This is a genomic window from Cohnella hashimotonis (assembly GCF_030014955.1).
Taxonomy (GTDB): domain Bacteria; phylum Bacillota; class Bacilli; order Paenibacillales; family Paenibacillaceae; genus Cohnella; species Cohnella hashimotonis.
In genome coordinates, this window is sequence record NZ_JAGRPV010000001.1 from 7,968,863 (window position 1) to 7,992,151 (window position 23,289).

Genomic DNA, 23,289 nt, shown 5'->3' on the forward strand with positions numbered 1-23,289 from the left:
AAGCCGAAATAGCCAAAAGGTACGGAGCAGAGGAATTACCTGCTTCGTACCTTTTGCGTTTTTTGAGACCATTTAGCCTGCGCTCCGGTAATGGCGCGTTCGCAACCCGAATCCGCACGCGGTCGTTATCGCGCGTTGCACCTCGGCTGCCGCTATCCGTTCCACGTGGAACTACCGGCAAGGGCGCGCTCTTACAGCCGCGCATTCACTCGCTGGGTACGCCACACATGTGATGCTCCGGATAGCGCAAAATTGTACGCCTGTTGATTATCAAAAAAATGGTAGCAAAAAGACCGCTCATTCCTGTAAAGTGTTTGTACCCCTACAAACCTTACGGAGGGTGAGACGGTCTCATGAACCATCGTACAATGTTAGCCCCTATTCTTCAATCCTTTATTCCTACTGAAGAGATTCAACCTTTGTTACAGCAAGTAGGTTATGTCGATACAGCAAGGAAATTTACAGTCTACGAGCTCTTTATTTTTCTTGCTCAAGCGGCGCTTGGGCAGTGGGATGGCTATCGAGACGGAGAAAAGCGAATGGTCGCCTGTGGGCTGCGCCAAGCAGATCACTCTACGATCTCCAAAAAAGCGAAAGAGGTTCCGTTCAGCGTCTTTAAGCAACTGCTTCATCTGTTGATTCGTAAATGCAATCGCTCCACGCGCAGGCGTCTTCGGCTTCCGAAAGAGCCGCTGGCAGTCGATTCCACGACCATTTCCGCCGGTCACAATCGGCTGCCTTGGGCGCCATCGGCCAAAGGAGAGAAGTGCGGCATTAAGCTGCACGTATCTTTGTTGACAGAGACCAGCGAACTCCATCGTGTAACGGAATCGACGGGGAAACAGCACGATTCGACCCTGTGCAGCATGGTAACAGACCCAAATTTCATTCTGGTTGCGGATCGTGCATACGGAAAGCATAAGCAGTTTGATGCCTACATGGAGCAAGAGCAGCGGCAGTATTTTGTCATCCGGGTGAGACACAACACGTTCCTGCATGAGCCTGTTTTTCGCGATCGAAAACGTCCCTACGAACATACGATTGAGCAAGATTTGACCTGCCAACTCGGAACAAAAGCGCGCTTGACCCGCCATCGATTTCGGGTCGTAAAGCTGAAGGATCCCCAAGGCAACCCGGTTGTTCTCGTGACCAACTTGCACCGTCCCTCGGCGGAGAAAATTGCAGAAATCTACCGACAACGGTGGCAAGTGGAAGTGTTTTTTCGATGGATTAAACAGCATTTGAATGTGCCCAAACTATTCGGAAGGACACCGAATGCCGTTTACGGACAATTATATACCGCATTGATCGTGTACGTGCTGCTTCAGTACGTGTATGTGCAGGGAAATAGCCAGGTTCACCCCAGTGCACGGTTGTGTTTTGCTGCGTTTGACCGACTGATGAGTTTAGCTGCCTTGCCTCCCGAATGGGTGGTTTATTTGGCTCACCATTTAAAACTACCATAACCTAGATACTGGTAAATCAACAGGCGTACAAAATTGAGCTATTCCTGCCCACCGCGCACATACTCGCTGGGTCGCCACACATATGGTACTCATCATAGCGCAAAACTGAGCTGTTCCCGCCCGCCGCACACTCACTCGATCATGCTCCACACATGCGATGCTCCGAATAGCACAAAATTGAGTTATTCCCGCCAGCCGCACACTCACTCGCTCGTCCGCCACACACATGGTACTCAGAATAGCGCAAAACTGAGCTATTCCCGCCCGCCGCACACTCACTCGCTCGTCCGCCACACACATGGTACTCAGAAAGCGCAAAATTGAGCTACTTCCCGCCAGCCGCACACTCACTCGCTGGGTCGCCATACATGTGATGCTCAGAATAGCGCAAAATTGAGTTATTCTCGTCAGCCGCGCACATACTCGCTGGGTCGCCACACACGCGATGCTCAGGATAGCGCAAATCTGAGCTAATCCCGTCAGCCACACACTCACTCGCTGGGTCGCCACACATGCGATGCTTAGAATAGCGCAAAATTGAGTTATTCTCGTCAGCCGCACACATACTCGCTGGGTCGCCACACACGCGATGCTCAGGATAGCGCAAAATTGAGCTAGTCCCGCCAGCCGCACACTCACTCGCTCGTCCGCCGCGCACTTCACCCGCCCGCCACTCACGAGGCCCCTGCACGATGGGCAAGCCCATCGCCGTAAAAGCAAAAGAGCCGCGCCGTCGTCTCATGACTTGGGGGCAGCTCCGTTTGCTTATTGCAATCATTTAGTGGATATCGTGCTTTTTAAAGTTGCCGCCCTTGACCTCGGCCACGTCGTATACCATGACGAATGCGCTCGGGTCGATTTCGTAGATGATTTCTTTCATCTTGCTTTCTTCGAGCCGGTTGATGACGCAGGTGATTTCTTTAAACTGCTCGTTGGAATACCCGCCCTCTACGATATTGTAGGTGGCGCCGCGCCCCAAACGATCGCGAATGGTCTCAACCATGGTTTCGGGGTATTTGGAAATGATCTTGAACGTCTTTGCTCCGCTTAAACCTTCTTCGACGATATGTATGACCTTGGAGGCAATATAGTAGGCGATGCCCGACATAATCGCGCCTTGCAGGCCGAATACGGTCGAGACGACGATAAACACGAACGCGTTCAGGAACAGAATCAGATCGCTCGTACCGAACGGCAGCTTGCGGGACAGCAGGACGGCCAGCATGTCGATCCCGTCGAGCGCGCCGCCGTTCCGCAACGCGAGACCCATGCCGAAGCCGATGATGATGCCGCCGACGACGGTTACCAGCAGCGTATCGCCTTCAAGTATCGGCTTGATGTGATGCATCGCGATTGTGCCGATGGCGAGCGACGCAATGCCGAGTACGGAGTTGATCGCAAAGCTTTTACCGATCTGCTTGTAGCCGAGGAAGATAAACGGGATATTCAAAACGGCGATCAACAGGCCCAGCGGCAGCCCGATCAGCTCCGAGCCCACGATGCTTAGACCGGTGACGCCACCGTCGGATACGTTGTTCGGAATTAGTACCGCTTCAAGGCCATAAGCCGTTATAAACGCGCCGATTATTACGGCAAGCGCGCGCAGCACCTTTTTGACTAGGACAGACTGTTTGTTTCCGCTCTTCAATAGGACGACCTCGTTTCCGGAATTTTCTGCATCGTTTTATTTTATCGGATTATGCGGCAAATTTCGAACCAGGGCACGAACGCGTATGGCCGTCGGAGCGAATAGGCGGGAAAAACATGACGTTTATGTGGTGCGCATTACAGAATCGCGCCGGCATATCGAGTAAGATGAAGTCATAGGATTTCCAACGGGAGGGGTCATTAAAATGAACAAGAAGACGGTGTTGAAAGCAGCGGGGTTGTTCGTGGCGGGTTTGGCGGGTGGAATCGGGATTATGCTGAGCAACGACGCTTATAAGGCGGTCAATGATGCGCTCGGCAATTCGACGAGCAATGCGCTCGCGCTCTCGCAGCAGAAGCTGACAGCGCAGCAGGCGCAGATCGGACAGATCGCCAAGGACGCGGAAGCGTTGAAGCAGCAAGCGGCCGCTTCCGGAAAGGAAGCCGAGGCGACCCAACAATCGGACCAACAGCTTCAGCAGCAGATCCAGCAGCAAATCCAACAAATGATTCAGCAAATCCAACAGATGCTCCAGCAAATGCAGCAGTCTCAAACCGAAACCATGAAGGCGCTGACCAAGGTCTAATCGCCGGCGCCTTCCGTCTCAGACCGGTCCACCTTGTGCCTCACGTATGCGGAGGGCAGGGTGCCGGTTATTTTTTTGAACACCTTGTTAAAGTAGGATTGCTCGCAAAAACCAAGGTAATCCGAAATCTCCCCGATGTTCATCTGCGAGGTGAGCAGCAGGTCGCAGGCGGACGCGATCCGGATCTGCTGCATATAGTCCGTCAGCGTGCGGCCCGTCGATTGGCGGTAAAGCGCGCTGACGTAGTTCGGCGTCTTGCCGACGTGCGCGGCGAGCTCGCCGACCGTGATCGTCCTGCGGTAATGTAGCAGCATATACGCTTCAAGCCGGTAGACAAGCCCTGAGGCCGCGCCCTGCGAGGCGGCGGATTCGGAGGCCTCCGCGAACAACGCGAGCAGCTCCAGCAGCGCGGCATGGCAAAGCGCCGGCCGGCAGGGCGACTGCCGCAACCAGTACTGGACGAGCGCGGCGAACCGGTTGCGCACGTAATCGTAGTTATGCGGCTTCGCGGCTCTCGCTTCCGGCGCAGTCAACAGCGGCAGTCCCTCGCCTTCTCCTGCGTAGTGAAAATGCGCGACATACATCTCGTGCGCCTCTTCGGGCGAATTGACCGCGCTGCGCTCGAGGCCCTTCGGCATGAACAGCATATCCCCGCGACTCAGTTTGAAAATCCCCTGCTCCGTCTCGAATACCGCGCGCCCCTCCGTCACCAGCACCGCGATCTGGTTGTTCGTCCGCGACCGCGGCACCTGCCACCCCGGCTCGCAATGCTCGTAATAAATCGCCACCGGCTCGATCATCGCCTTTTTTCCCCCTTTTTCGCGCCCACCACGGCTTCCTCCCTCTCTCGACACGCACTTTTAGTATAGCAGCAATCGTAATATTACTCTAAGTTTATATTTAATTTTCGGTGCAAATTCAATGGATGAATTAATTATAAATGTAATTATTTAGATGTAAAAAAATTGAAACTGGCTTGTGCGGATCGATTTGTGATCAACGAGGTGAAATCAAGCTGGCGTCAGGCGTTCGTGTCCGTGTTTACACTTGTTGATACCTATAATGCACTGATTTTCTCTTGTTGGAAGTCTGGAAGTTTAGAAAAAGAAAATCGGAAATGGCATGTTGATACCGTCTTGTAAGCGCTACCTTTTTGGCGAGTGGCATGCTGAAGATCTGCTTCATCACCATTAAGAGTAGAGTCAAGCGTCATTTCTAGGTGATAAATCAAGCGTCAAACCCCGCACGTTTTATTAGACGCCATTCAGAAATTATCGTAGAAAAACTCAAAAATGAGTTGGTTACTTCATTGTTCCTTTTCGCTCGAGTCTCTACGATTAAGAAAAGAGATTTTCAAGACGAAGAGGAGGCAACATCAAATGTTAAAAAATTTCCAGCGGGCCCGCGCGCGTGTCGGCGTCATGACGGTGGGGCACGAACCGTATTGGGAACAGTTTCCTGGTCTGAGAGAAGAGCTCGCCGGTTACGGGCAGGAATTCGAAAACCGGCTGCGCGAGATGGACGTCGAGGTCGTCAGCGCAGGGTTTGTCGACACGGTGGACAAGGCGTTCGCGGCGACCGAGTATTTAAAGAAGCAGGACGTCGATATGCTGTTCAGCTTTTTGAGTACGTATGTCACGTCTTCGACGGCGGCGACGCCGATCATCGGCTTGTCGGTGCCGACCGTGCTCGTCGCCTTGCAGCCGAGGCAGCGTCTGGATTACACCAATACGACCACCTACATGCAGCTGGCCAACGACAACATCTGCTCGCTGCCGGAGATCGCGGGCGTGCTCGTGCGAGCGGGGCGGCCGGCGGCCGGCATGATCGTCGGCACGTTGTACGACGACCCCACGGCCACGGCGGAGCTGATGTCGTGGTGCCGCGCAGCGAATGCGCGGCGCGCGTTCAAGTACGCGCGGATCGGCTATCTCGGCCATACGTATGAAGGCATGTACGACATGAACTCCGACCCGACCGCCTTCACGGCGTCGTTCGGCGCGCACGTGCAGATGCTTGAGATGTGCGACCTGGCCAAGGCCGTGAACGGAGCCACCCAACAAGAGATCGATGCCAAGCTCGAGGAGATTCATAGCGTGTTTACCGTGTCCGATCCGTTCATCGATCCGATCACGCGGCCGATCAAGCCCGAGGATCTGGCCTGGTCCGCCAAAGTCGCGGTCGGTCTCGATAAGCTCGTGGACGAGTTCGGCTTGACCGGCCTTGCCTACTATTACAAGGGAATCGACGACAATGAGTATGAGCGCATCGGCTCGAACATGGTGCTGGGCAACTCCCTCCTGACGGGCAAGGGCATCCCGCTTGCGGGCGAAGCCGATCTCAAGACATGCGCGGCCATGCTCATCATGGACCGGCTCGATGCGGGCGGTTCCTTTGCCGAGCTGCACCCGTGCGACTTCAAGGACGATATCGTGCTCGTCGGCCATGACGGCCCGCACAACATCAAGATTGCGGACGACCGCCCGGTCATCCGGGGGCTGGAGCTGTTCCACGGCAAACGCGGCTCCGGCATCGGCGTCGAGTTCAGCATTCAGGCCGGACCGGTCACGCTGCTCAGCATCGGACAGACGGCGCAGGGCCGCTACAAGATGATCGTCGCCGAGGGCGAGTCGATCAAGGGGCCGATCCCGCAGACCGGCAACACCAACACCCGCTGCAGCTTCGGCCGTCCGGTCGCGACGTTCGTCGAGCAGTGGTGCAGCGCGGGCCCGACTCATCACTTCGCGTTGGGGGTTGGCAACAAGGCGGCGGAGATCAAGCGTACCGCGGGTATGCTGGGGATCGAGGTCCAGGTAATCTAAGCGATAGCATAAGCAAAGCAGGCTTTGCGCCGGGAGCGGTGCAGGGCCTGTTTTTTGTTGAGCTGCCGTTGTTCGGCTTTGCTAGTGAAGCTTGTCCGGGGCGGGGGGTTGATCTTGCGGGTTAACGCAGCTTTTTCATATTAGAGATCATCAGGCTGCCGTTTTCGATTACAGGCGCCGCGGCGCCTTTTAATATCCTTTCCGCCAAATTCCACTTGAGCGTCAACCATCGTTTTTGGAACATCATCTGCACGGATACCAGTCTTGCCGCAGAAAAAACTTGTATACGGGAAGGGAAAGAGGAGAGTGGGGCGATAGGTGGGAAATGAAGTCTGCTACCCCATGGAAGAAAAGGTAACCTGATTTATAAAAAACTATTTACAAGGCATAGCGCAATGCTTATGATGAGAGAGAAATGAAACATTATTACTTATTTTTAATTGAAAAATGAAATTCAATTACTAAAAGGGGGATCCGGCACGCCGAGAGACAAACAGAAGAAATCAACGACAGCAGGGACAGGCAGCGTGGGAACGGCCATTCATCCATTCGGGAGGCATTCGAAGCCATGAAGAAATCTTTGTTCTATACCCTAATGTTGATTGTGTTAGCAATGGTTACGGCATGTGGAAATAATAGCGGCGGAAATGGAAACTCGGCTTCCTCTGCCGCATCTTCGGCGTCCTCTTCCGGTACGGCAGAAGAATCGCCGTCCGCCCAAGCCGACGCTTCCGGCGAATCGGTCAAGCTGACGATCGGAAGCTGGAGAACGGAAGATAAAGCGGCTTACGACAAGATTGCTGCACAATTCCACGAACAGAATCCGAACATTACCGTGGAATTCTCGCCGACCAAGAATACCGAGTACAACACGGTGCTCAATACGCAGCTCATGACGGGAGAAGGTCCCGACATCATTCACCTGCGGCCTTACGTAGCGGGCAAGCAGGTCGCGGATTCGAACTTCCTCGTGCCGCTGGACGGGACGGCCGGCCTCGATCAGTTGCCGTCGGATCTCTTGATAGCGGCGACCGGGTCCGACGGCAAGGTGTACGGAGCTCCGATTCTGAAGAACGCGGCACTCGTTCTGTACAACAAGAAGCTGTTCGACAAGCTGGGTCTCGCGGAGCCGAAGACGTGGGATGAACTGCTGAAGACGGCGGATACGCTTAAGCAGAACAAGATCGTGCCGTTCGCCTTCGGTTCGAAGGAAGGCTGGATCCTTTCCTTGACCCACGGAGCGATCGGGCCGGTCGCTTACGGCGGCAACGGCTTCGTTAAGAAAATCACGACGGGACAGACGGACTTCACGTCCAAAGAGTTCACGGACTCCGTTCAATTGCTTAAAGATTTGGAGCCTTACTATCCGGACAACTACGAGGGAATCGGAATGGACGACATGCGCAATATGTTCGTCACCGAGCAGGCGGGCATGATGATCATGGGAGATTGGGAGATCGCGGTCATGCGCAAGATGAATCCCGACCTGCAGCTGGACGCCTTCCCGGTTCCGACGAAGGACGGCAAGGCGAGCGTATCGACGTGGGTAGACGGATCCTTCGCCATCAACAAAAATTCCAAGCATCAGGACGCGGCCAAGAAGTTCATCGAATTCGCGCTTACCGAAGCGTTCGGAACGACCTTGTCGAACGAGCTTGTCCGCCAAAGCACGATTCCGACGGTACAGCCGGGCGACGAGCTGATCAAGAAAATCGCCGGCTACGCGAACGATGCGAATATTGCGACTCCGTACATGTTCAATGTATACTTCGCAGCAGGCAACCCTTCTTCCAAGACGACGTTCGAGACGGACGTTCAAGGCTTCCTGCTCGGCAAGCTGAAGGTTGAAGACGTAGGCGCAGACGTGCAGAAGAGCGTAAACACCTGGTTTAAGCCGCTGAGCCAATAACGACCAAGAAGTTGCGGGCGCCGTCCGCCGAGCCGGTGTGCAAAGCGGACGAACCCCGGGGGTTCCGTAAACCTAAGGAGGAATTGGAATGAAAGGCGCTTTGATCAGCCTTGAAGCCGCGCTGGATACGTTGAGCAGTATGGAGAGGCAGGCAGCCAAGTATATTCTGGAGCATCCTTCGGAGGTCGTGAACCTGTCGGTGCAGCAGCTGGCTCTTCTCGCCGATGTGAGCGTAGCCACGATCGTCCGGTTGTCGCGCTCACTTAAGTTCAAGGGCTATACGGACTTGAAGCTGAGAATTTCCGCCGATCTGTCGGCGGCTGAGGATGGCATTGCCGAATACCAGCCGTTCAAGGTCGGTCATTCCATGAAGGAACTCATGGAGAGCGTGACCAACAACAATATCAAATCGATCAACGACACGATGGACGTCATCGACGTGGAGGCGGTAAGCCTCGCGGTCGAGAGCTTGAACGCGGCGAGAAAGATCGCGGTGTTCGGGGTCGGCGCCTCCTCCATTATCGCGGAGGACTTCAGGCTGAAGGTGAACCGAATCAACAAGTGGTGCGAATCCGCCAGCAGCGGAGATATGCAGGCGGTCGTCTCCGCGAATCTGGACGAACGGGACGTGGCGATCGGCATCTCTTATTCCGGCCACAATCAGGACGTGCTGCACGCGCTGTCGCTCGCCAAAGAGAATGGCGCCAAGATCATCTCGCTTACCCACTTCGGGATTAGCCCGATCGCCGAATTGTCGGATATCCAGCTGTTTACGAGTTCGCTGGAGCAGAATTTCCGCCAGGGAGCCATGGCTTCGCGTATCGCGCAGCTTAACGTGATCGACATGCTGTATGTCGGCCTGGTCGTCCAAAATTACGATACGAGCACAGCATCCATCGAACGAACGCGCAACGCGGTCCGCCGGTGATGAACCCATACGGAGGCCCAATACCCGATGAGCCATAACTCAGTGAACGACAGCGTCGCAGGTTCCGGCGGCAGGTGGCAGAGGGCCGTCATCCATCTTTTTCCCCTGCCGGCACTTCTGATTTATACCGTCATTATCGTCTACTCCATGCTTGCGGCGTTCGGCTACAGCTTCTTCTCCTGGAAGGGACTGAGCCGGGACGCGTTCGTCGGCTTCGACAACTTTGTCACGCTCTTTACCGAAGAACCATATAACGATACGTTCTGGAGAGCGCTCGGGCACAACGCCTATTACTTCGCGCTTGAAATGGTCGTGCAGAACGGGATCGCGTTCCTTCTGGCTTATATCATTTATACGAAGGTACGGGGAGCCGAATGGTTCAAGTCCGCGATCTTCCTTCCGCGGCTGCTCTCGGTCATCGTCATCGGCTTCCTCTGGAAGCTGATCCTGAATCCGAATACCGGCGTGCTTAACACCTTCCTCAAGACAATCGGGCTGAATAGCTGGGCCAGGTCCTGGCTTGGAGATCCCGATACCGCGCTCACTTCCATCATCATGGTCAACAACTGGTTCGGCGTCGGTTTCTCGCTGCTCATCCTGCTGGCAGGGCTCCAATCCATTCCTTCCGAGATCGTAGAAGCCGCGCGGCTGGACGGCGTGAAGGGCTTCAAGTTCCTGCGCACGATCATCGCGCCGCTCATCGTGCCGTCGATCGTCATTGTCACCGTGTTCAGCTTCATCCACGCTTTCGAAGCCTTTGAGCTCGTCTATGCGATGCAAGGCTCGCAAGGAGAACCCTACATGTCTACGGACACGCTCGCTACCTACTTCTATCGCAATGCCTTCGGAGGCACCTCCGGCGGAGATTCGGTCTCGATCGGCCTGGGATCGGCGCTCGCGGTCATCATGTTCGCGATTATTAGCATCATTTCCGCCGTATTTATGAACGTCACTCGAAAACATCAAGTCGACCTATAAGAACGGGGCGATCCTGCTTGGAAACGAAGACATCTACCCGAACGCTCCAATATGCGATCATCGCTTTATTCTCCATGACGGGAATCGCGCCGATCGCGCTGATGCTGCTGTCCTCCTTGAAGTCGAATATCGAGATTATAAAAAATCCGCTGTCTTTGCCTACCGGCTTCGACCTGTCTTCGTACCGGGAGCTGTTCCGGCAACTGCCGTACGGACATTACTTCTTCAACAGCGTCCTGGTGACGGTCGTCTCCGTGCTCGCGATTCTGACGTTCGGCGCGCTTGCTTCCTATTATATGGCTCGCTATTCGTTCCGTTGGAATCAGTGGATGTACATGTACTTCCTGGCGGGGATGATGATCCCGATCAAGCTAGGGGTCGTGCCGCTGTTCATGCTGATGCGCAATCTTCATCTCATCAACACGCCTTGGTCGCTGATCCTGATCTACACGGCGGTGGGCATCCCGCTCGCGATCCTCATTCTGACCGGCTTCTTCCGCACGATGCCTACCGAGATCGAGGAAGCGGCCCGTATCGACGGTTCCTCCGAACTCGGCATTTTGTTCCGGGTGCTCGTGCCGCTGATGAGACCGGCCCTCAGCACGGTGATGATCATCCAATTCATCAACATCTGGAACGACTTCTTCTTCCCGCTGCTGTTCGCCCAGGACGAATCGGCGAAGACGCTGCAGATCGGCATGATGTCGCTATTCGGAGAATTCTCCACGGACTGGAGCGTCCTGTTCGCAGGCCTTACCGTTGCATCGTTGCCCATGATGATCTTGTTCCTGTTCGCTTCGAGACAATTCATGGAAGGGCTGACGGCAGGTGCGGTTAAATAAGGTTTCCGGAAGAGGACTGTTCGTCGGCATCGACGGAGGCGGAAGCAAGACCGCGTGCCTGGTGGGCGATGCGGAAGGGCGCATCCTGGCATACGGAGAAGGCGAATCCGCCAACGTGAAGTCGCGGCCGCGGGATCAAGTCGAGGGGACGCTCCTCTCGCTGATCCGCGATACGCTAAACCGGGCGGGCGGCTCCCTCGTCAACGTATCCAGCGTCATTCTCGGGCTGGCCGGCGGGCACCGGCCGAGCGATAAGCAGCGGATGATCGGTTTCCTAAGGCCGCATCTGCCGCCGGAAGCCATGATTCGCGTATATAACGACGCCGAGACGGCGCTCGCCGCCGGGACTTGGGGGCAAGCCGGCATCGTATTGATCGCGGGCACCGGCTCGATCGCCCACGGATTCGTGCCGGAAAGAGAGTACGGCATCCGGGTCGGCGGCTGGGGGTATCTGCTCGGGGATGAAGGAAGCGGCTACGACATCGGGAGAAAAGCTTTGATGGCCGTCGTGCGTAATGCGGACGGCATCGCAGAGGCCCCGGAGCTAAGCGAAGCGGTACTCGGACACCTGAAGATCGGCGACCCTCAGCAGTTGATCGATTTGTTCTATGAGGAAGCGAATGCGCGCAAGCGAATTGCCAAGCTCGCCGAGCTCGTCGTCGAGCTGGCCGCATCGGGCAACGCGCCGGCGAAGGGGATCGTGCGCGAGGCGATCCAGGATTTGCTGCGGCTGGCTGCCGCGGCGCGGAGCAAGGTCGCGGCCGGCATCGGGGATGAAGGGAGCGAGCTCCCGCTCATGCTGGCCGGCGGCTTGTTCGGCAACGCCTACTTCGCCGCTCAGTTCATGACGGCCATGGGATCGGAGACATTTGGCGGTTCGGTTAGCGTGCTCAAGCATCCTCCGGTCATCGGCGCTTACGTCATCGGCCTGATCCGCTCGGGCATAGAAATCAACGAATTGAAAATCCAATCCATATTGCGCAGTTGGGAAGAGACACAAAGGGAGATATGAGGATGGGAGAAGCAGTGAAAAGTCCGATTACCGAACAATCCAATCAGAACAGCGCGATGCTCGACCAATTGTCCGTCGGAGAAATCGTGCGGTTGATGAATAAAGAAGATCACACCGTTGCCCAGAGCGTCCATCGGGAGCTTCCCTTCATCGAGCGGGCCATCGAAGCGATCCTGGAACGAATGCAGGGAGGGGGCAGGCTGTTCTATATCGGGGCCGGGACGAGCGGCAGGCTGGGGACGCTTGACGCTTCCGAGTGTCCGCCGACATTCGGCGTCAACAGCGAATTGGTGAACGCGATCATCGCCGGCGGTCCCGAGGCGCTCGTTCAGGCGATCGAGAATGCCGAGGACGATGCGGAAGCGGGAAAAAGGGACATCGCGGAGAGGGTCACGGCCAAGGATGCGGTTGTCGGCTTGGCGACCAGCGGCACTACCCCCTACGTGCTGGGAGCGATCGAGGAAGCGAAGCGGATCGGCGCGGTGACGGCGGCGATCGCGTGCAACCAGGGAACGCCGCTCGGCGCGTTGGCGGATTATCCGATCGAGATCCTGGTCGGACCGGAGGTCATCTCCGGATCGACCCGTCTGAAGGCCGGCACGAGTCAGAAAATGGTGCTCAACATGATCTCGTCCGCGATCATGATCCGCTTGGGCAAAGTATACGGCAATCTGATGGTCAACGTGCAGGCGAGCAACGAGAAGCTGCGGCGGCGCGTCGTTCGCATCGTCATGGAGGCGACCGGCGCGGACGAAGCGACGGCCCGGCTCTACAGCGAACAAGCCGGAGGAGATGCCCGCATCGCCATTCTGATGCTGAAGTTCGGCCTGCCCAGAGAGGACGTCGAAGCAGCGCTCCAGCGGGCGAACGCGCATTTTCGGAGGGCGATGGATCTGTTGGAGGGCGTTCAGGGTAGGTAGACAAGGACCTCCAGGTTTATGCGGAGATATGATAACTTGAATAAACGAAAATAACCCGTCCCGGCATGCGTCCGGGAAGCGGGTTATTTTTTGATTCAATCGGAGGCACTCCTGCCGAAGAAATTGTTCAGGAATTCAGTGGTGGGTACCGGCTTTGAACATCGACTACACGGAAAGCATTCTTTAGACAGGTAAAAATTGTATACTGGGGACAGGAATCTAGTTTCATAGACGGAGGAAACTTCAATGGGCGCCTTTTTCAATAGAAGTTTAATAGAAGCGGATATCGCATCTTTGCAAAATGCGATGGAGGCCGGGACGTTAACGTCGGAGGCCTGCGTGCGCTGGTATCTGGAACGGATCGAGCGGTTTAATCCGAAGCTGAGAGCGGTGCTCGAGGTCAATCCGGACGCGATCGCGATCGCGGCGGCGCTCGACGCGGAACGGCGCGAATCCGGATCGCGTGGGCCGCTGCACGGCATCCCGATCCTGCTCAAGGACAATATCGATACGGGCGACCGCATGCATACGAGTGCCGGGTCTATCGCGCTTGCCGAACACTTCGCGCCGGGGGATTCGGCCGTAGCGGCGCAACTGAGAGCAGCGGGTGCAGTGTTTCTCGGCAAGGCCAATATGACGGAGTGGGCGAACTTTATGTCAGGCACAATGTGGGCGGGCTACAGCTCGAGAGGGGGACTGACGCTTAATCCGTACAGTCCGGGCGAGTTTTTTGTAGGCGGCTCAAGCTCGGGCTCGGGCGCCGCGACGGCTGCCAATCTGTGCGCCGCCGCTATCGGCACGGAAACGTCGGGCTCGATCATTAGCCCTGCCTCGCAAAACAATCTCGTGGGCTTCAAGCCGACGATCGGACTCGTCAGCCGCACGGGAATCATCCCGATTACGCATAGCCAGGATTCGGCCGGTCCGATGACCCGCACGGTCAGGGATGCAGCAATCTTGCTCGGCGCGATGACGGCGGTGGATCCGGCGGCTGCGGCGATGGGAGAGAGCGGGCGAGTGGCGTATTCGGACTACACGCCGTTTTTGGATGCGGACGGCTTGCGCGGGGCGCGGATCGGGATTGCCCGGTACTATTATCAAGGACTGGACGAGGCGCGGGCCGAGATTATCGAGCGGGCGATCGAATTGTGCAAGACGCTCGGCGCGATCGTCATCGATCCGGTATCCTTGCCTTGCGAAGACGCGAAGTGGGATTGGAGCGTGATGCCTTTCGAATTCAAGAAGGGACTGAACGATTACCTCGCCAAAGCCGGCCCCGGCGCTTACGTCCGGTCGCTGGACGAACTCATCACCTATAATGAAGCGAATCGCGACGCCGCGTTAAAATACGGGCAGGACACGCTCATCTGGTCGAATCGGACAAGCGGCTCGTTGAACGAGCCTGAATATGTGGAGAGCTTGCGCCTGAACCGCGAGCTGGCCCGGGATCAGGGTATCGACCATGCGATTCGCGAGCATCGGCTCGATGCGCTGCTGTTTCTCGGCAACGAGGAGGGGCTCGACCTGTCCGCGCGCGCGGGCTATCCGGCGCTCACGGTGCCTGGCGGGTACGCGGAGACGGGGGTTATTGCGGAAGGCGGCTATACGACCAAAGGGCCGCAGGGCATCACATTCGTAGGAACCGCCTACAGCGAACCCGTGCTGCTCCGCTTGGCCTACGCCTACGAACAAGCGAGCAAATATCGTTTTGCGCCGCCAGACCCAGTCTAATTTCACAGTAAACATCTCAGTTGATCGGATAAGCCGGACAAGATAGAATCGGAGACAGCGAGCGAAACGGGGGAACGGTTCATGAAGACGAACGAAAAGCTGCGGACCTGCGCGTTGTCCGAGATTGCGCACACGAAGGTGCATGGACGCACGACGGGGCGTCTCGATCCGCTGACGTTGTTCTGGACGGGGAGCGGCGTCGAGTGGAACGTGAAGGCGGGCGAGCTGTGGATCGAAGTCGAGGCGGACTACGATCGCAACGAACCCTGGATCAGCGTCATCGTGAACGGCGCCTGGGTGAGCAGGCAGATGGTCACGGCGGGCAGGCAGTGGCTGTGCGTGCTCAGAGTGATGAACGAAGATACCGTTAAAAACGTGCGGATCGTTAAGGACACGCAGGCGATGAGCGGCGACCCGGGCTGCCTGCTGCAGATCCGGTCGGTCCGGTGCGACGGCGACTTCTTGCCGGTGGCGGACAAGCCGCGCAAGATCGAGTTCGTCGGCGACAGCATTACGTCGGGGGAAGGCGCGATCGGCGCGACCTGCGAGCAGGACTGGATCCCGATGTGGTTCAGCGCCATCGACAACTATGCCGCGATGACGGCCGAAGCGCTGGACGCGGAGTACCGGATCTTGTCGCAGAGCGGCTGGGGCGTGGTGACGGGCTGGGACAACAATCCCCGCGCGAACCTGCCTGCCTATTACGAGCAGGTATGCGGATTGCTTGCGGGCGAGCAGAACGGCGAGCTGGGCGCGCGGGATGCGAACGACTTCGCCGCCTGGCAGCCGGATGTGGTGGTCGTCAACCTGGGGACCAACGATGACGGCGCGTTCCACTATCAGGAATGGCGGGACCCGCAGACGGGCGAGACGTACGAGCAGCGGCTAAATGCGGACGGCACGATGAACGCAGACGACGTGGCGGTCTTCGAGCGGGCGGTGGCACAGTTTGTCGGCAAGCTGCGGCGCTGCAATCGGGATGCGCACATCGTATGGGCGTACGGCATGCTCGGCACGGCGATGCTGCCCGCGATCGAGAGGGCGGTCGGTGCGTATCGAGCGCAGTCGGGGGACGAGAAAGTGACGGTCGTTTCGCTGCCGGGGATGACGGAAGATACCGCCGGCGCGCGGAATCATCCCGGCAAGTCGGCGCATGCGCAGGCTGCCGCGGTGCTGGTCGGGGCGATCCGGCCACTGCTTGATTAAATTCGAGAGGGGCATTCGATCATGCTGGCAGTTATCCAATCGATCGAGAACGGCGATGCTTATGAGGCTCGGTTTGAGCGTATATTGGGACACTCGGTCGCGTCCGTCTGGGCGATGCTGACCGAGAATGAGCAGCTTGCGAAATGGTTTCCCGAGCTGAGCGTGGACGACCTGCGCGTCGGCGGCGTTTTCAAGTTCGACATGGGCGGCGGCAATGCGGAGACGATGGAGATTCTCGCGCTCGAGCCGCTCGCGGTGCTCGCGTATACGTGGGCGGAGGATCGCGTCCGCTTCGAGCTCGCCGAGACGCCGGAGGGCTGCCGGCTGACGCTGATCGAGCGCATCGCGCGGATCACCGATCACACGCCGCGGGACCTTGCGGGCTGGCATGTGTGCCTCGACGTCATCGCCGCACTGCTGGACGGCAGGACGGTGGAGTCGCGCAAGGCGTTGTGGGAGAAGGAATACGAAGCGTATAAGGGATTGATCGAGCGGGTGCGTGCGGGGGCGGGCGACTAAGCCCGAAGCCGTCGCTGGAAGCGAAGGCCGTCTCCCGGTTCCGCGACAGGGGTCTCTAGGCGTGCTGCTGGCTGCCGCCCTGCCCGTACGATGACGAAGCGGTCGACTTCGCGCTGTCTTGCGGTTCATCGTGATGGTCTGCAACGCACTGAGGCCGGCTATGCGGCGGAAGATACGACAAGCTTGAGCAAATAATGAATGGCGGCCGCGAGGCCGCCATTTGTTTTGACCGATAGACCCGATAAATCGCTCGGGGTCACTTCGCAGCGTCGATCGACGCCTTCAGGACATCGCGCACGGAAAGCGGCGAGCGGCCTAGCAGTTGGCCCAGCGTCGGATCGATGTCCGCGAATTCGCCTTCCCGGCTGGCACGGAAGATGCCGAGCAGCATATGGGCTTGCGCTTCGGGAACGCCGTGTGAAATGAGCGTGTCTCGATACGCATCGTCGGATACGACCACGCGCCGAACGGGACGGCCGGTCAGTTCCGAAGCGATCGCAGCAATGCCGGCGAGGTCGATCGCCTCGGTCGCGGTAAGGCCTGGCGACAGACCGTCAAGACGCTGCTCGGCCAAGGCGATGGCGGCTGCCTCGGCGAGATCGGGGTGCGCGGTCCAGGAGACCGGGCCGTCTTCGGGGGCGGCCAGTTCACCGGTCGAGAGGGCATTGCCGAGCAGCATCAGCGCCGATGCGGTGTAGAAGCCGTTGCGCAGCGATGTGTAGGCGACACCGGATGTCTGAAGCGCCTCTTCGGTAGCGGCATGATCGATCATTGGCGCAAAATGCGAGGACGGGGACGAGCCCATATGGCTCGTATAAAGAATTCGGCTCGCGCCGGCCTTCTTGGCCGCGTCGATCGCCGTACGATGAAGCTGAACGCTAGCTTCGCCGAAGCGATCCGAGGAGACGATCAGCACTTGGGTCGCGCCTTCAAAGGCGTAGGCGAGACTGTCGGCGTCGTTGAAGTCCCCCTTTCGGACGCGTACGCCCTTCGCTTGAAGATGCTGCGCCTTCTGCGGATCGCGCACGCTGACGCCGAGCTGCTCAGCCGGGATATGCGCCAGAAGTCTTTCCACCGTCATGCTTCCGAGTTTACCGGTTGCTCCCGTTACGATAATCATGTTGAATCACCTTTCTTTATCGATATGCTAGACTGTACAGTGTTAAGGTAAACGGAACGCGGCACCCGAACAACCAGCATTCGGCGGATTACGTTGCGTAGCCGACACGGCGGTCGATATGTCGGTTTGAAACGCCGGAAGGGACGAGATCAAATATGCCAGTTAACCTGGACGATCCCCGCGTGAAGCGGACGCGTCAGCTGATGCTGCAATCCTTCATGGATCTGGTCGAGCAGAAGAAAAATATTTACTCCATATCGGTACGAGACATTGCGGCCCACGCGACGGTCAATCGGGCCACATTTTATGCGCACTTCGAAGATAAATACGCATTTCTGACATGCTGGATGAGCGACAAGTTTCGCAAGGTTGCGGAGATGCGCCTGCCCGCTTATGCGCTGACGGGAATGGACGACTTGCAGACGTTGATTCATGTCACGTTTGAATTCATGGCCCGACTGCGTCAATATACATCGCCTGGCGACGTCCAATTCGAACCGATGTTCGAGATCGCGATTCAAAAGGAAATCGAAAGTTTGCTGCTTCGATGGCTGTGCGAAAGAGAGGGCTCGCAGGCACCTGTCGCGGAGGGGATGATCAAGACGACAGCGGAAGTGATTAGCTGGGGGATATTCGGATCGGCCATGCAGTGGAGCCGCCACCCCGAACAACGTACGTCCGAGGCGATGACGCGGGACGTGCTGGCCGTGGCTACGGCGGTATTGGCGCCAATAAGCTGACTCAGCGCGTAGACGCTGTCGCGCCCCCAGGCCGGAGCGTCTTGTCGGCCGCGAAGACGGACGTCGGCGGAACTGAGTTGGCCGACGTAGTATAATGATTGAGGTAAATTAAAAGCCGCTGCTGAGTGAGCAAAGCGGGCTTCTTAAGTGTCGGACTTTTTACTGACCGGTTAGTATGAACGTTGCAGGAGGCGTAAACATTGAAGCTGACGGTACTGGGCGGGGGGAGCGAGGTTGGCGCCTCTTCGATTCATGTGGAGATGAACGGCACGAGGCTGCTGATCGATGCGGGGATGCGGATGCACCAGGACGATCCGATGCCCTCACTGGGCCTGTTGGAGGAGCTTGGCGGCATCGACGGCATATTGGTGACGCACGCGCATGCCGATCATATCGGGGCCTTGCCGGTCGTGCGGGCGATGCACCCGAATGTGCCGATCTATGCCACTCCGCCGACGATCGATCTGATGCGCATTATGATGCAGGATTCCTATCGCTTGTTAGAGTCCAGATGCAAGCAGGAGCAGCGGCTGATGCCCTATACGGAGCAGCAGATGCAGGATTTGCTCGCGTCTCTGCTCGCATTCCCGGCTTCGGGCAAATTGCGGATCGGCAATCTGACCGTGGAGGCGTGGCGCGCGGGGCATATTCTCGGGGCGGTCATGTTCGGGCTAACCGGCGGCGACGAGCGATTGCTCGTTACCGGCGACATCTCGTTCCAGGCGGGGCGCACGATTCAGGGCGTGAAGCTGCCATACGGCTTCCAGCCTCACACGGTCGTCATGGAATCGACTTACGGGAACCGCGTACATACGGATCGGCAAATGGAAGAGAAGCGGTTGGTCGAAAGTGTGGCTGAAGTCATTGCCGGCGGAGGATTCGCATTAATTCCGGCATTCGCGCTCGGGCGTTCGCAGGAAATCCTGCTTCTGCTGCAGGATTATATGGAGCGAGGACTGATCCCGTCGTTCCCGATCTATGTGGACGGGATGGTGACGTCTATTTGTCGCATCTATCGCGACTATCCGCAATATCTCAAAGGGCCTGTCGCGCACCGCATTCGCCAGCATAACGATGTGTTTCTGACCGAGGGCCGCTGCGTGGCGGTCAAGGACACGAAGCAGCGCGAGATGCTTTTGCAGGGCAAGCCGGGTTGCATCGTCGCTTCATCCGGCATGCTGGTCGGAGGGGCGAGCCAGTGGTATGCGGAGCGCCTTATCGGCGGGGAGAAGAATGCGATCTTCATCACCGGTTATCAGGATGAGGAGAGTCCGGGGCGCAAGCTGCTGGCGCTCGCGGAAGCGACGGGAGACAGAACGCTGGAACTGAACGGCGTCGTTCATCCGGTTCGCTGCCGCTTCGACAAGTTCGGTTTGTCCGCACATGCGGATGCGATGGAGATGACCCGATTTATCCAGCAATTGCAGCCGGCGCATACGCTTCTTGTTCACGGCGACGACGACGCGCGCTTCCAGTTGTCCCAGCGGATCGACCCCGCTTTCGGGCCGTTGCTTGTGGAAAACGGGCACAGCTACGAATGGTCCGCTGCGCCGCCTCGTCCGGGCGGCAGCGAGCGCGCGGCCCTCCGCGGGCATCGGCAATCCGGCCTGGAGGACTATGTCGGCGAGCTGCTGTTGTTGCGGGATGAAGACGATAAACTCTATCCCGCTATATGCATCGGCATCCATAGCAAGATGCGTACGTTGACTTGCCAGACGATCCGCAAGAAGGCCATCGTGAAGGCGGGAACGTCGTCGGTGGCGGAGACGCTGGGCAAGTGGGGCGGAGCGGTCGACGAGCTGGAGGAGACGCTCCCGGCCGTAATGGCGTATTCGCGGCCGCGGCTGCGGGAGCTGCACTGGGAGCGGCTGCAGGCTCCGGCGCAAGCGACGTTGCCGGAGGTGTGCGCGGCGATCGGGGCGGATTCGATCGGGCACAAGCTTGCCGCGGCGCTTGCGCTGCTGGCCTTGCCTGATTCGCATATACATCGCGTGCGGCAGGGCGAACGGGACTGGGTGCTCTATGCGTTGGACGAACCGGCAATCGCGGCGTTAAGCAATCTGTCGCTGCCCGTCCAAAGCATTCGCATGGACCCGGCTACCGCGTTGAATACAGTGCGTGAGCGGATGAGCGGGCATCCGCGGTTTCTCCGATGCGGCACGGAAGGGATAGACGGCGCCCATCCCGCGATCGTGGTCGCCTTCGATTATCCCGATGCGGTCGGAGCGGACGAGCGTGAGCGCATCGCCGGGGAGCTGCGGGAGCTGACAGGCTGGACCGTGCGCTTCTCCGATTCGGTGCGGCAGGATCAGATGGCACAGTTGGCGAGGACGCTCCTTGGCGCCGGCCTCGTAGGGAACCCGTCGATTCATTTGCAGACGAAACAGCTTGTCGTGCAATGTGCGGAACCGCCGGATTGGGCGGACATTCGGACGAAGTTCAATCGGGAAACGGGATATGAGCTGGTGCTAAGCGGACAAGCCGGGACAAACGGCGCGTCTGCAGGTTTCGCATCCGCCGCCGGCGGCACGGAGGATATCGCGCTTCCCGGCCCCGGCAGCTTCCCGATGGAGGCGAATCAGGCGCAGCAGGAGGTTAAGCGCTGGGCCGAGGAGAACAACCTGACCATCTACAAAGCGAGCCTTCACCAGACAGCCTCCGGCAGGCTGATGGAGCTTCATTTTATTACACCGCAAGTTGCCGTTCGTTACAGAGCGCGGATGGCGGAGCTTGCCGACCGGATCGGGCTGCCGATCTCCTATGCGCGCAATCCGAAGCAGAACGAAGTGCTGGCGGTCGTTATGCAGCGGGTTCCCCCGGCTTGGGGCGTCAAGAAGACGCCGTCCATTCGTATGGACAAGGGGGAGGTTACCGTGAAGACGGCGAACGCCGCTGCAATCGAAGCGGAAGAGAAGGCAGCCGTGATCGCCGACATTAAGCAATTGACGGGGTATGAACTGATCGTCGATTGATTTATTGAAAAATGAAAGCCCCGCCCTTCCTTGATGGACAGGCCGGGAGCCTCTGTGAGGAAGGGCTTAATCGGCCCTTCCTTTCGCTTTTAATTCGCAAGTGTCGGAACCAACCAGCGCGTCGTCAGATCGTCGTCGAGCGTCTTTTCCGGACCGTTGCCTTCCTCATAGGTGCTGGCGGTCACGCTGACCGGACGAATGCGCAGATCGTTCAGCGGGTCGGTCGTCTCGTCGTCCCACTCGCCGCTGCAGCCCCCCTTGTTGAGCTCGCAGATGTCGGCGCTGTTCGTGGATACTTTTACATCATCGTACCAAATGTAGGAGTCGTTCGCCGGCGCGAAGGAAGCGGTCGCTCCCCCGGCAAAAGAAGAGAAGTACGCTTTGTCCACCTTGTCGGCGTTGGTCACGAAGCGCAGGCCGGTGATTTTAGTCGCGGATTGGCCGTTGTACCAGATCTCGATCTCGCCGTCGGGATTGGCCTGGCCGTTGGTCACGGTGTTCACCTTGAGCCGCTGCACGATATTGACCCATTGCTCCTTGGGATAGTAGACGTCCGAACCGTTGTGCTGAAGCACGGCGTAGTCGCCGTACTCGCCTTCATGTCCCATCGAGTAATAGTAGATGGCGGCCTGGCCGCCCTTGCGCCAGATGAGGCGGGAGCTGAAGCCGTTCTCGCCCGTGCACACCTCGCCGCCGGAGCAGGCGCCGCCGCCCGCCAGGCCGATGCCGACTTTGCCGGCATATTCCGTCGTGCCCCAGCTGAAATCTTGGCTAAACCTCACCCAGTAGGAGAGGTAGTACTCGTCCGCAGACGGCAGCTGAAACGGCGACTGATAGCCCGAATCCTCGGGTCCGATCTTGCCTTGCGGATAGAGAACCTTGAGCGACTTGCCGCCGCTGTGGCTTGTGGCAGCGTCGACCTGGCTCCTGCCGTCGCCGAGAAGCCAGGGCGCGTTCCAGCCGGCGGATGCCCAGTCTGTCAGACCGTAGGGCTGGTCTGCGGTGCCGGTGTCGAACGAGTTTTGCATGTTTTGGTTGTTTTCATTTATTGAGAAAGCTGGGGGCAGGCGGATTGTTTATTATTTGGATTGTTTGCGATTTGACGGAAAGAGGGGTGGTGTGGGGGCTAGGGGGGCTTGTGAAAGAGAAGCGGGACAGGCAGAACACCGGCGGAATAATGACGGGATAGGCTGGGAATAGCGGAGGATGGGATGCCGGCTTACTTATGCGGCGTGATCCTTTGCTTCCTTTGCGGCCGATGGGATAAGCTGTAGGTAATAGAACGAGGATCGGAAGATCGGAAGGACGGTTGAACCATCATGATGCAAATTCAGATCGTGTGTGTAGGCAAGCTGAAGGAGAAGTACTGGTCGGACGGCGTGGCCGAATATTCGAAAAGGCTGGGCGCCTACGCCAGGCTCGACATCCGCGAGCTGCCGGACGAGAAAACGCCGGACGCCATGAGTCCGGCCGAAGAAGAGCAAGTCCGCGTCCGCGAAGGCGAGCGCATCCTCGCCGCGCTCAAGCCCGACGCGCACGTCGTCGCGCTCGCCATCGACGGCGACGCCTGGTCCAGCGAGCAGCTCGCTTCGCACCTGGACCGCCAAGCCGTCTACGGCGGCGGTATCGTCGCCTTCGTCATCGGTGGCTCGCTCGGTCTCTCGCCCGCCGTTTTGGCCCGCGCCGACAAGAAACTGAGCTTCGGGCGTATGACCTACCCGCACCAGCTCATGCGCGTGCTGCTGCTGGAGCAGGTGTATCGGGCGTTTAAGATTAATCGGGGGGAACCGTATCATAAGTAGGGCGAAAAATTGTGCTGTGAGTATGGCGAGTAGCGTGGGTGAGTGTGGATTAGGTTTTTTTGCTTTGGAAAAGAAGAATTATTCCTAT

At 58.0% G+C, this 23,289-nt stretch carries 19 protein-coding genes; 15 read left to right on the top strand and 4 right to left on the bottom strand.

Annotated features, from left to right (window positions below; genetic code table 11):
* Window positions 1-353 precede the first annotated feature (353 nt).
* Entirely contained in the window at window positions 354-1,466 is a 1,113-nt protein-coding gene (locus tag KB449_RS31820) for an IS4 family transposase (RefSeq protein ID WP_282909431.1), read from the top strand.
* Between the two features lie 778 nt (window positions 1,467-2,244).
* On the opposite strand, the gene KB449_RS31825 is transcribed toward KB449_RS31820, so the two are convergent.
* Window positions 2,245-3,114: a YitT family protein gene (locus tag KB449_RS31825; protein WP_282912182.1), complete on the bottom strand. Its 870-nt coding sequence runs from the start codon at window positions 3,112-3,114 to the stop codon at window positions 2,245-2,247.
* A gap of 205 nt (window positions 3,115-3,319) precedes the next feature.
* On the opposite strand from KB449_RS31825, the gene KB449_RS31830 reads away from it, so the two are divergent.
* Entirely contained in the window at window positions 3,320-3,700 is a 381-nt protein-coding gene (locus tag KB449_RS31830) for a hypothetical protein (RefSeq protein ID WP_282912183.1), read from the top strand.
* Here KB449_RS31830 and KB449_RS31835 read toward each other — a convergent pair.
* Entirely contained in the window at window positions 3,697-4,500 is an 804-nt protein-coding gene (locus tag KB449_RS31835) for a helix-turn-helix domain-containing protein (RefSeq protein ID WP_282912184.1), read from the bottom strand. The genes KB449_RS31830 and KB449_RS31835 overlap by 4 nt on opposite strands.
* Before the next feature lie 579 nt (window positions 4,501-5,079).
* Here KB449_RS31835 and KB449_RS31840 point away from each other — a divergent pair.
* From KB449_RS31840 to KB449_RS31885, 10 genes are all read left to right on the top strand, one after another.
* The gene (locus tag KB449_RS31840; RefSeq protein WP_282912185.1) at window positions 5,080-6,522 is read left to right on the top strand and encodes an L-fucose/L-arabinose isomerase family protein; all 1,443 of its coding nucleotides are present in this window, start codon (window positions 5,080-5,082) and stop codon (window positions 6,520-6,522) included.
* 568 nt (window positions 6,523-7,090) lie between these two features.
* A complete protein-coding gene (locus tag KB449_RS31845) occupies window positions 7,091-8,431 on the top strand; it encodes an ABC transporter substrate-binding protein (RefSeq protein ID WP_282912186.1) in 1,341 nt (446 codons plus the stop codon).
* Window positions 8,432-8,519: 88 nt separating this feature from the next.
* Window positions 8,520-9,359, top strand: coding sequence for a MurR/RpiR family transcriptional regulator (locus KB449_RS31850; RefSeq protein WP_282912187.1), 840 nt, complete (start codon window positions 8,520-8,522; stop codon window positions 9,357-9,359).
* A 27-nt stretch (window positions 9,360-9,386) separates the two neighbouring features.
* Complete coding sequence (locus KB449_RS31855) at window positions 9,387-10,337, top strand: carbohydrate ABC transporter permease (protein WP_282912188.1); 951 nt, start codon at window positions 9,387-9,389, stop codon at window positions 10,335-10,337.
* Between the two features lie 17 nt (window positions 10,338-10,354).
* Entirely contained in the window at window positions 10,355-11,179 is an 825-nt protein-coding gene (locus KB449_RS31860; protein WP_434082538.1) for a carbohydrate ABC transporter permease, read from the top strand.
* Window positions 11,166-12,191 carry an N-acetylglucosamine kinase gene (locus KB449_RS31865; protein WP_282912189.1) on the top strand — a complete coding sequence of 342 codons (1,026 nt, stop codon included), beginning with the start codon at window positions 11,166-11,168 and terminating at the stop codon, window positions 12,189-12,191. Before KB449_RS31860 ends, KB449_RS31865 begins: the two co-directional genes overlap by 14 nt.
* Before the next feature lie 2 nt (window positions 12,192-12,193).
* Window positions 12,194-13,111 carry an N-acetylmuramic acid 6-phosphate etherase gene (gene murQ / locus KB449_RS31870; protein ID WP_282912190.1) on the top strand — a complete coding sequence of 306 codons (918 nt, stop codon included), beginning with the start codon at window positions 12,194-12,196 and terminating at the stop codon, window positions 13,109-13,111.
* A 246-nt stretch (window positions 13,112-13,357) separates the two neighbouring features.
* Entirely contained in the window at window positions 13,358-14,842 is a 1,485-nt protein-coding gene (locus KB449_RS31875) for an amidase family protein (RefSeq protein WP_282912191.1), read from the top strand.
* An 81-nt stretch (window positions 14,843-14,923) separates the two neighbouring features.
* The gene (locus KB449_RS31880; RefSeq protein ID WP_282912192.1) at window positions 14,924-16,048 is read left to right on the top strand and encodes an SGNH/GDSL hydrolase family protein; all 1,125 of its coding nucleotides are present in this window, start codon (window positions 14,924-14,926) and stop codon (window positions 16,046-16,048) included.
* A 21-nt stretch (window positions 16,049-16,069) separates the two neighbouring features.
* Window positions 16,070-16,567 (top strand): SRPBCC family protein, encoded by a 498-nt coding sequence (locus KB449_RS31885; protein ID WP_282912193.1) that lies wholly within the window; start codon window positions 16,070-16,072, stop codon window positions 16,565-16,567.
* A 256-nt stretch (window positions 16,568-16,823) separates the two neighbouring features.
* Here the strand turns inward: KB449_RS31885 and KB449_RS31890 are convergent, their stop codons facing one another.
* Complete coding sequence (locus KB449_RS31890) at window positions 16,824-17,687, bottom strand: NAD(P)H-binding protein (RefSeq protein WP_282912194.1); 864 nt, start codon at window positions 17,685-17,687, stop codon at window positions 16,824-16,826.
* Between the two features lie 155 nt (window positions 17,688-17,842).
* Between KB449_RS31890 and KB449_RS31895 the strand changes: the two genes are divergently transcribed.
* Both KB449_RS31895 and KB449_RS31900 read left to right on the top strand, forming a co-directional pair.
* Window positions 17,843-18,427, top strand: coding sequence for a TetR/AcrR family transcriptional regulator (locus KB449_RS31895; RefSeq protein ID WP_282912195.1), 585 nt, complete (start codon window positions 17,843-17,845; stop codon window positions 18,425-18,427).
* Between the two features lie 200 nt (window positions 18,428-18,627).
* Entirely contained in the window at window positions 18,628-21,399 is a 2,772-nt protein-coding gene (locus tag KB449_RS31900) for an MBL fold metallo-hydrolase (RefSeq protein ID WP_282912196.1), read from the top strand.
* 89 nt (window positions 21,400-21,488) lie between these two features.
* Here the strand turns inward: KB449_RS31900 and KB449_RS31905 are convergent, their stop codons facing one another.
* The gene (locus KB449_RS31905; RefSeq protein WP_282912197.1) at window positions 21,489-22,427 is read right to left on the bottom strand and encodes a polysaccharide lyase; all 939 of its coding nucleotides are present in this window, start codon (window positions 22,425-22,427) and stop codon (window positions 21,489-21,491) included.
* A gap of 294 nt (window positions 22,428-22,721) precedes the next feature.
* Between KB449_RS31905 and rlmH the strand changes: the two genes are divergently transcribed.
* Window positions 22,722-23,201: a 23S rRNA (pseudouridine(1915)-N(3))-methyltransferase RlmH gene (rlmH, locus tag KB449_RS31910; protein ID WP_282912957.1), complete on the top strand. Its 480-nt coding sequence runs from the start codon at window positions 22,722-22,724 to the stop codon at window positions 23,199-23,201.
* Window positions 23,202-23,289 lie beyond the last annotated feature (88 nt).

Bases quoted from the DNA above. Each gene is read 5' to 3' on its own strand.
- KB449_RS31885 (WP_282912193.1), top strand. From the start codon at position 16,070: ATGCTGGCAGTTATCCAATCGATCGAGAACGGCGATGCTTATGAGGCT.
- KB449_RS31905 (WP_282912197.1), bottom strand. From the start codon at position 22,427: ATGCAAAACTCGTTCGACACCGGCACCGCAGACCAGCCCTACGGTCTG.
- rlmH (WP_282912957.1), top strand. From the start codon at position 22,722: ATGCAAATTCAGATCGTGTGTGTAGGCAAGCTGAAGGAGAAGTACTGG.
- KB449_RS31875 (WP_282912191.1), top strand. From the start codon at position 13,358: ATGGGCGCCTTTTTCAATAGAAGTTTAATAGAAGCGGATATCGCATCT.
- KB449_RS31890 (WP_282912194.1), bottom strand. From the start codon at position 17,687: ATGATTATCGTAACGGGAGCAACCGGTAAACTCGGAAGCATGACGGTG.
- KB449_RS31840 (WP_282912185.1), top strand. From the start codon at position 5,080: ATGTTAAAAAATTTCCAGCGGGCCCGCGCGCGTGTCGGCGTCATGACG.
- KB449_RS31835 (WP_282912184.1), bottom strand. From the start codon at position 4,500: ATGATCGAGCCGGTGGCGATTTATTACGAGCATTGCGAGCCGGGGTGG.
- KB449_RS31880 (WP_282912192.1), top strand. From the start codon at position 14,924: ATGAAGACGAACGAAAAGCTGCGGACCTGCGCGTTGTCCGAGATTGCG.
- KB449_RS31830 (WP_282912183.1), top strand. From the start codon at position 3,320: ATGAACAAGAAGACGGTGTTGAAAGCAGCGGGGTTGTTCGTGGCGGGT.
- KB449_RS31845 (WP_282912186.1), top strand. From the start codon at position 7,091: ATGAAGAAATCTTTGTTCTATACCCTAATGTTGATTGTGTTAGCAATG.
- KB449_RS31850 (WP_282912187.1), top strand. From the start codon at position 8,520: ATGAAAGGCGCTTTGATCAGCCTTGAAGCCGCGCTGGATACGTTGAGC.
- KB449_RS31855 (WP_282912188.1), top strand. From the start codon at position 9,387: ATGAGCCATAACTCAGTGAACGACAGCGTCGCAGGTTCCGGCGGCAGG.
- KB449_RS31895 (WP_282912195.1), top strand. From the start codon at position 17,843: ATGCCAGTTAACCTGGACGATCCCCGCGTGAAGCGGACGCGTCAGCTG.
- murQ (WP_282912190.1), top strand. From the start codon at position 12,194: ATGGGAGAAGCAGTGAAAAGTCCGATTACCGAACAATCCAATCAGAAC.
- KB449_RS31820 (WP_282909431.1), top strand. From the start codon at position 354: ATGAACCATCGTACAATGTTAGCCCCTATTCTTCAATCCTTTATTCCT.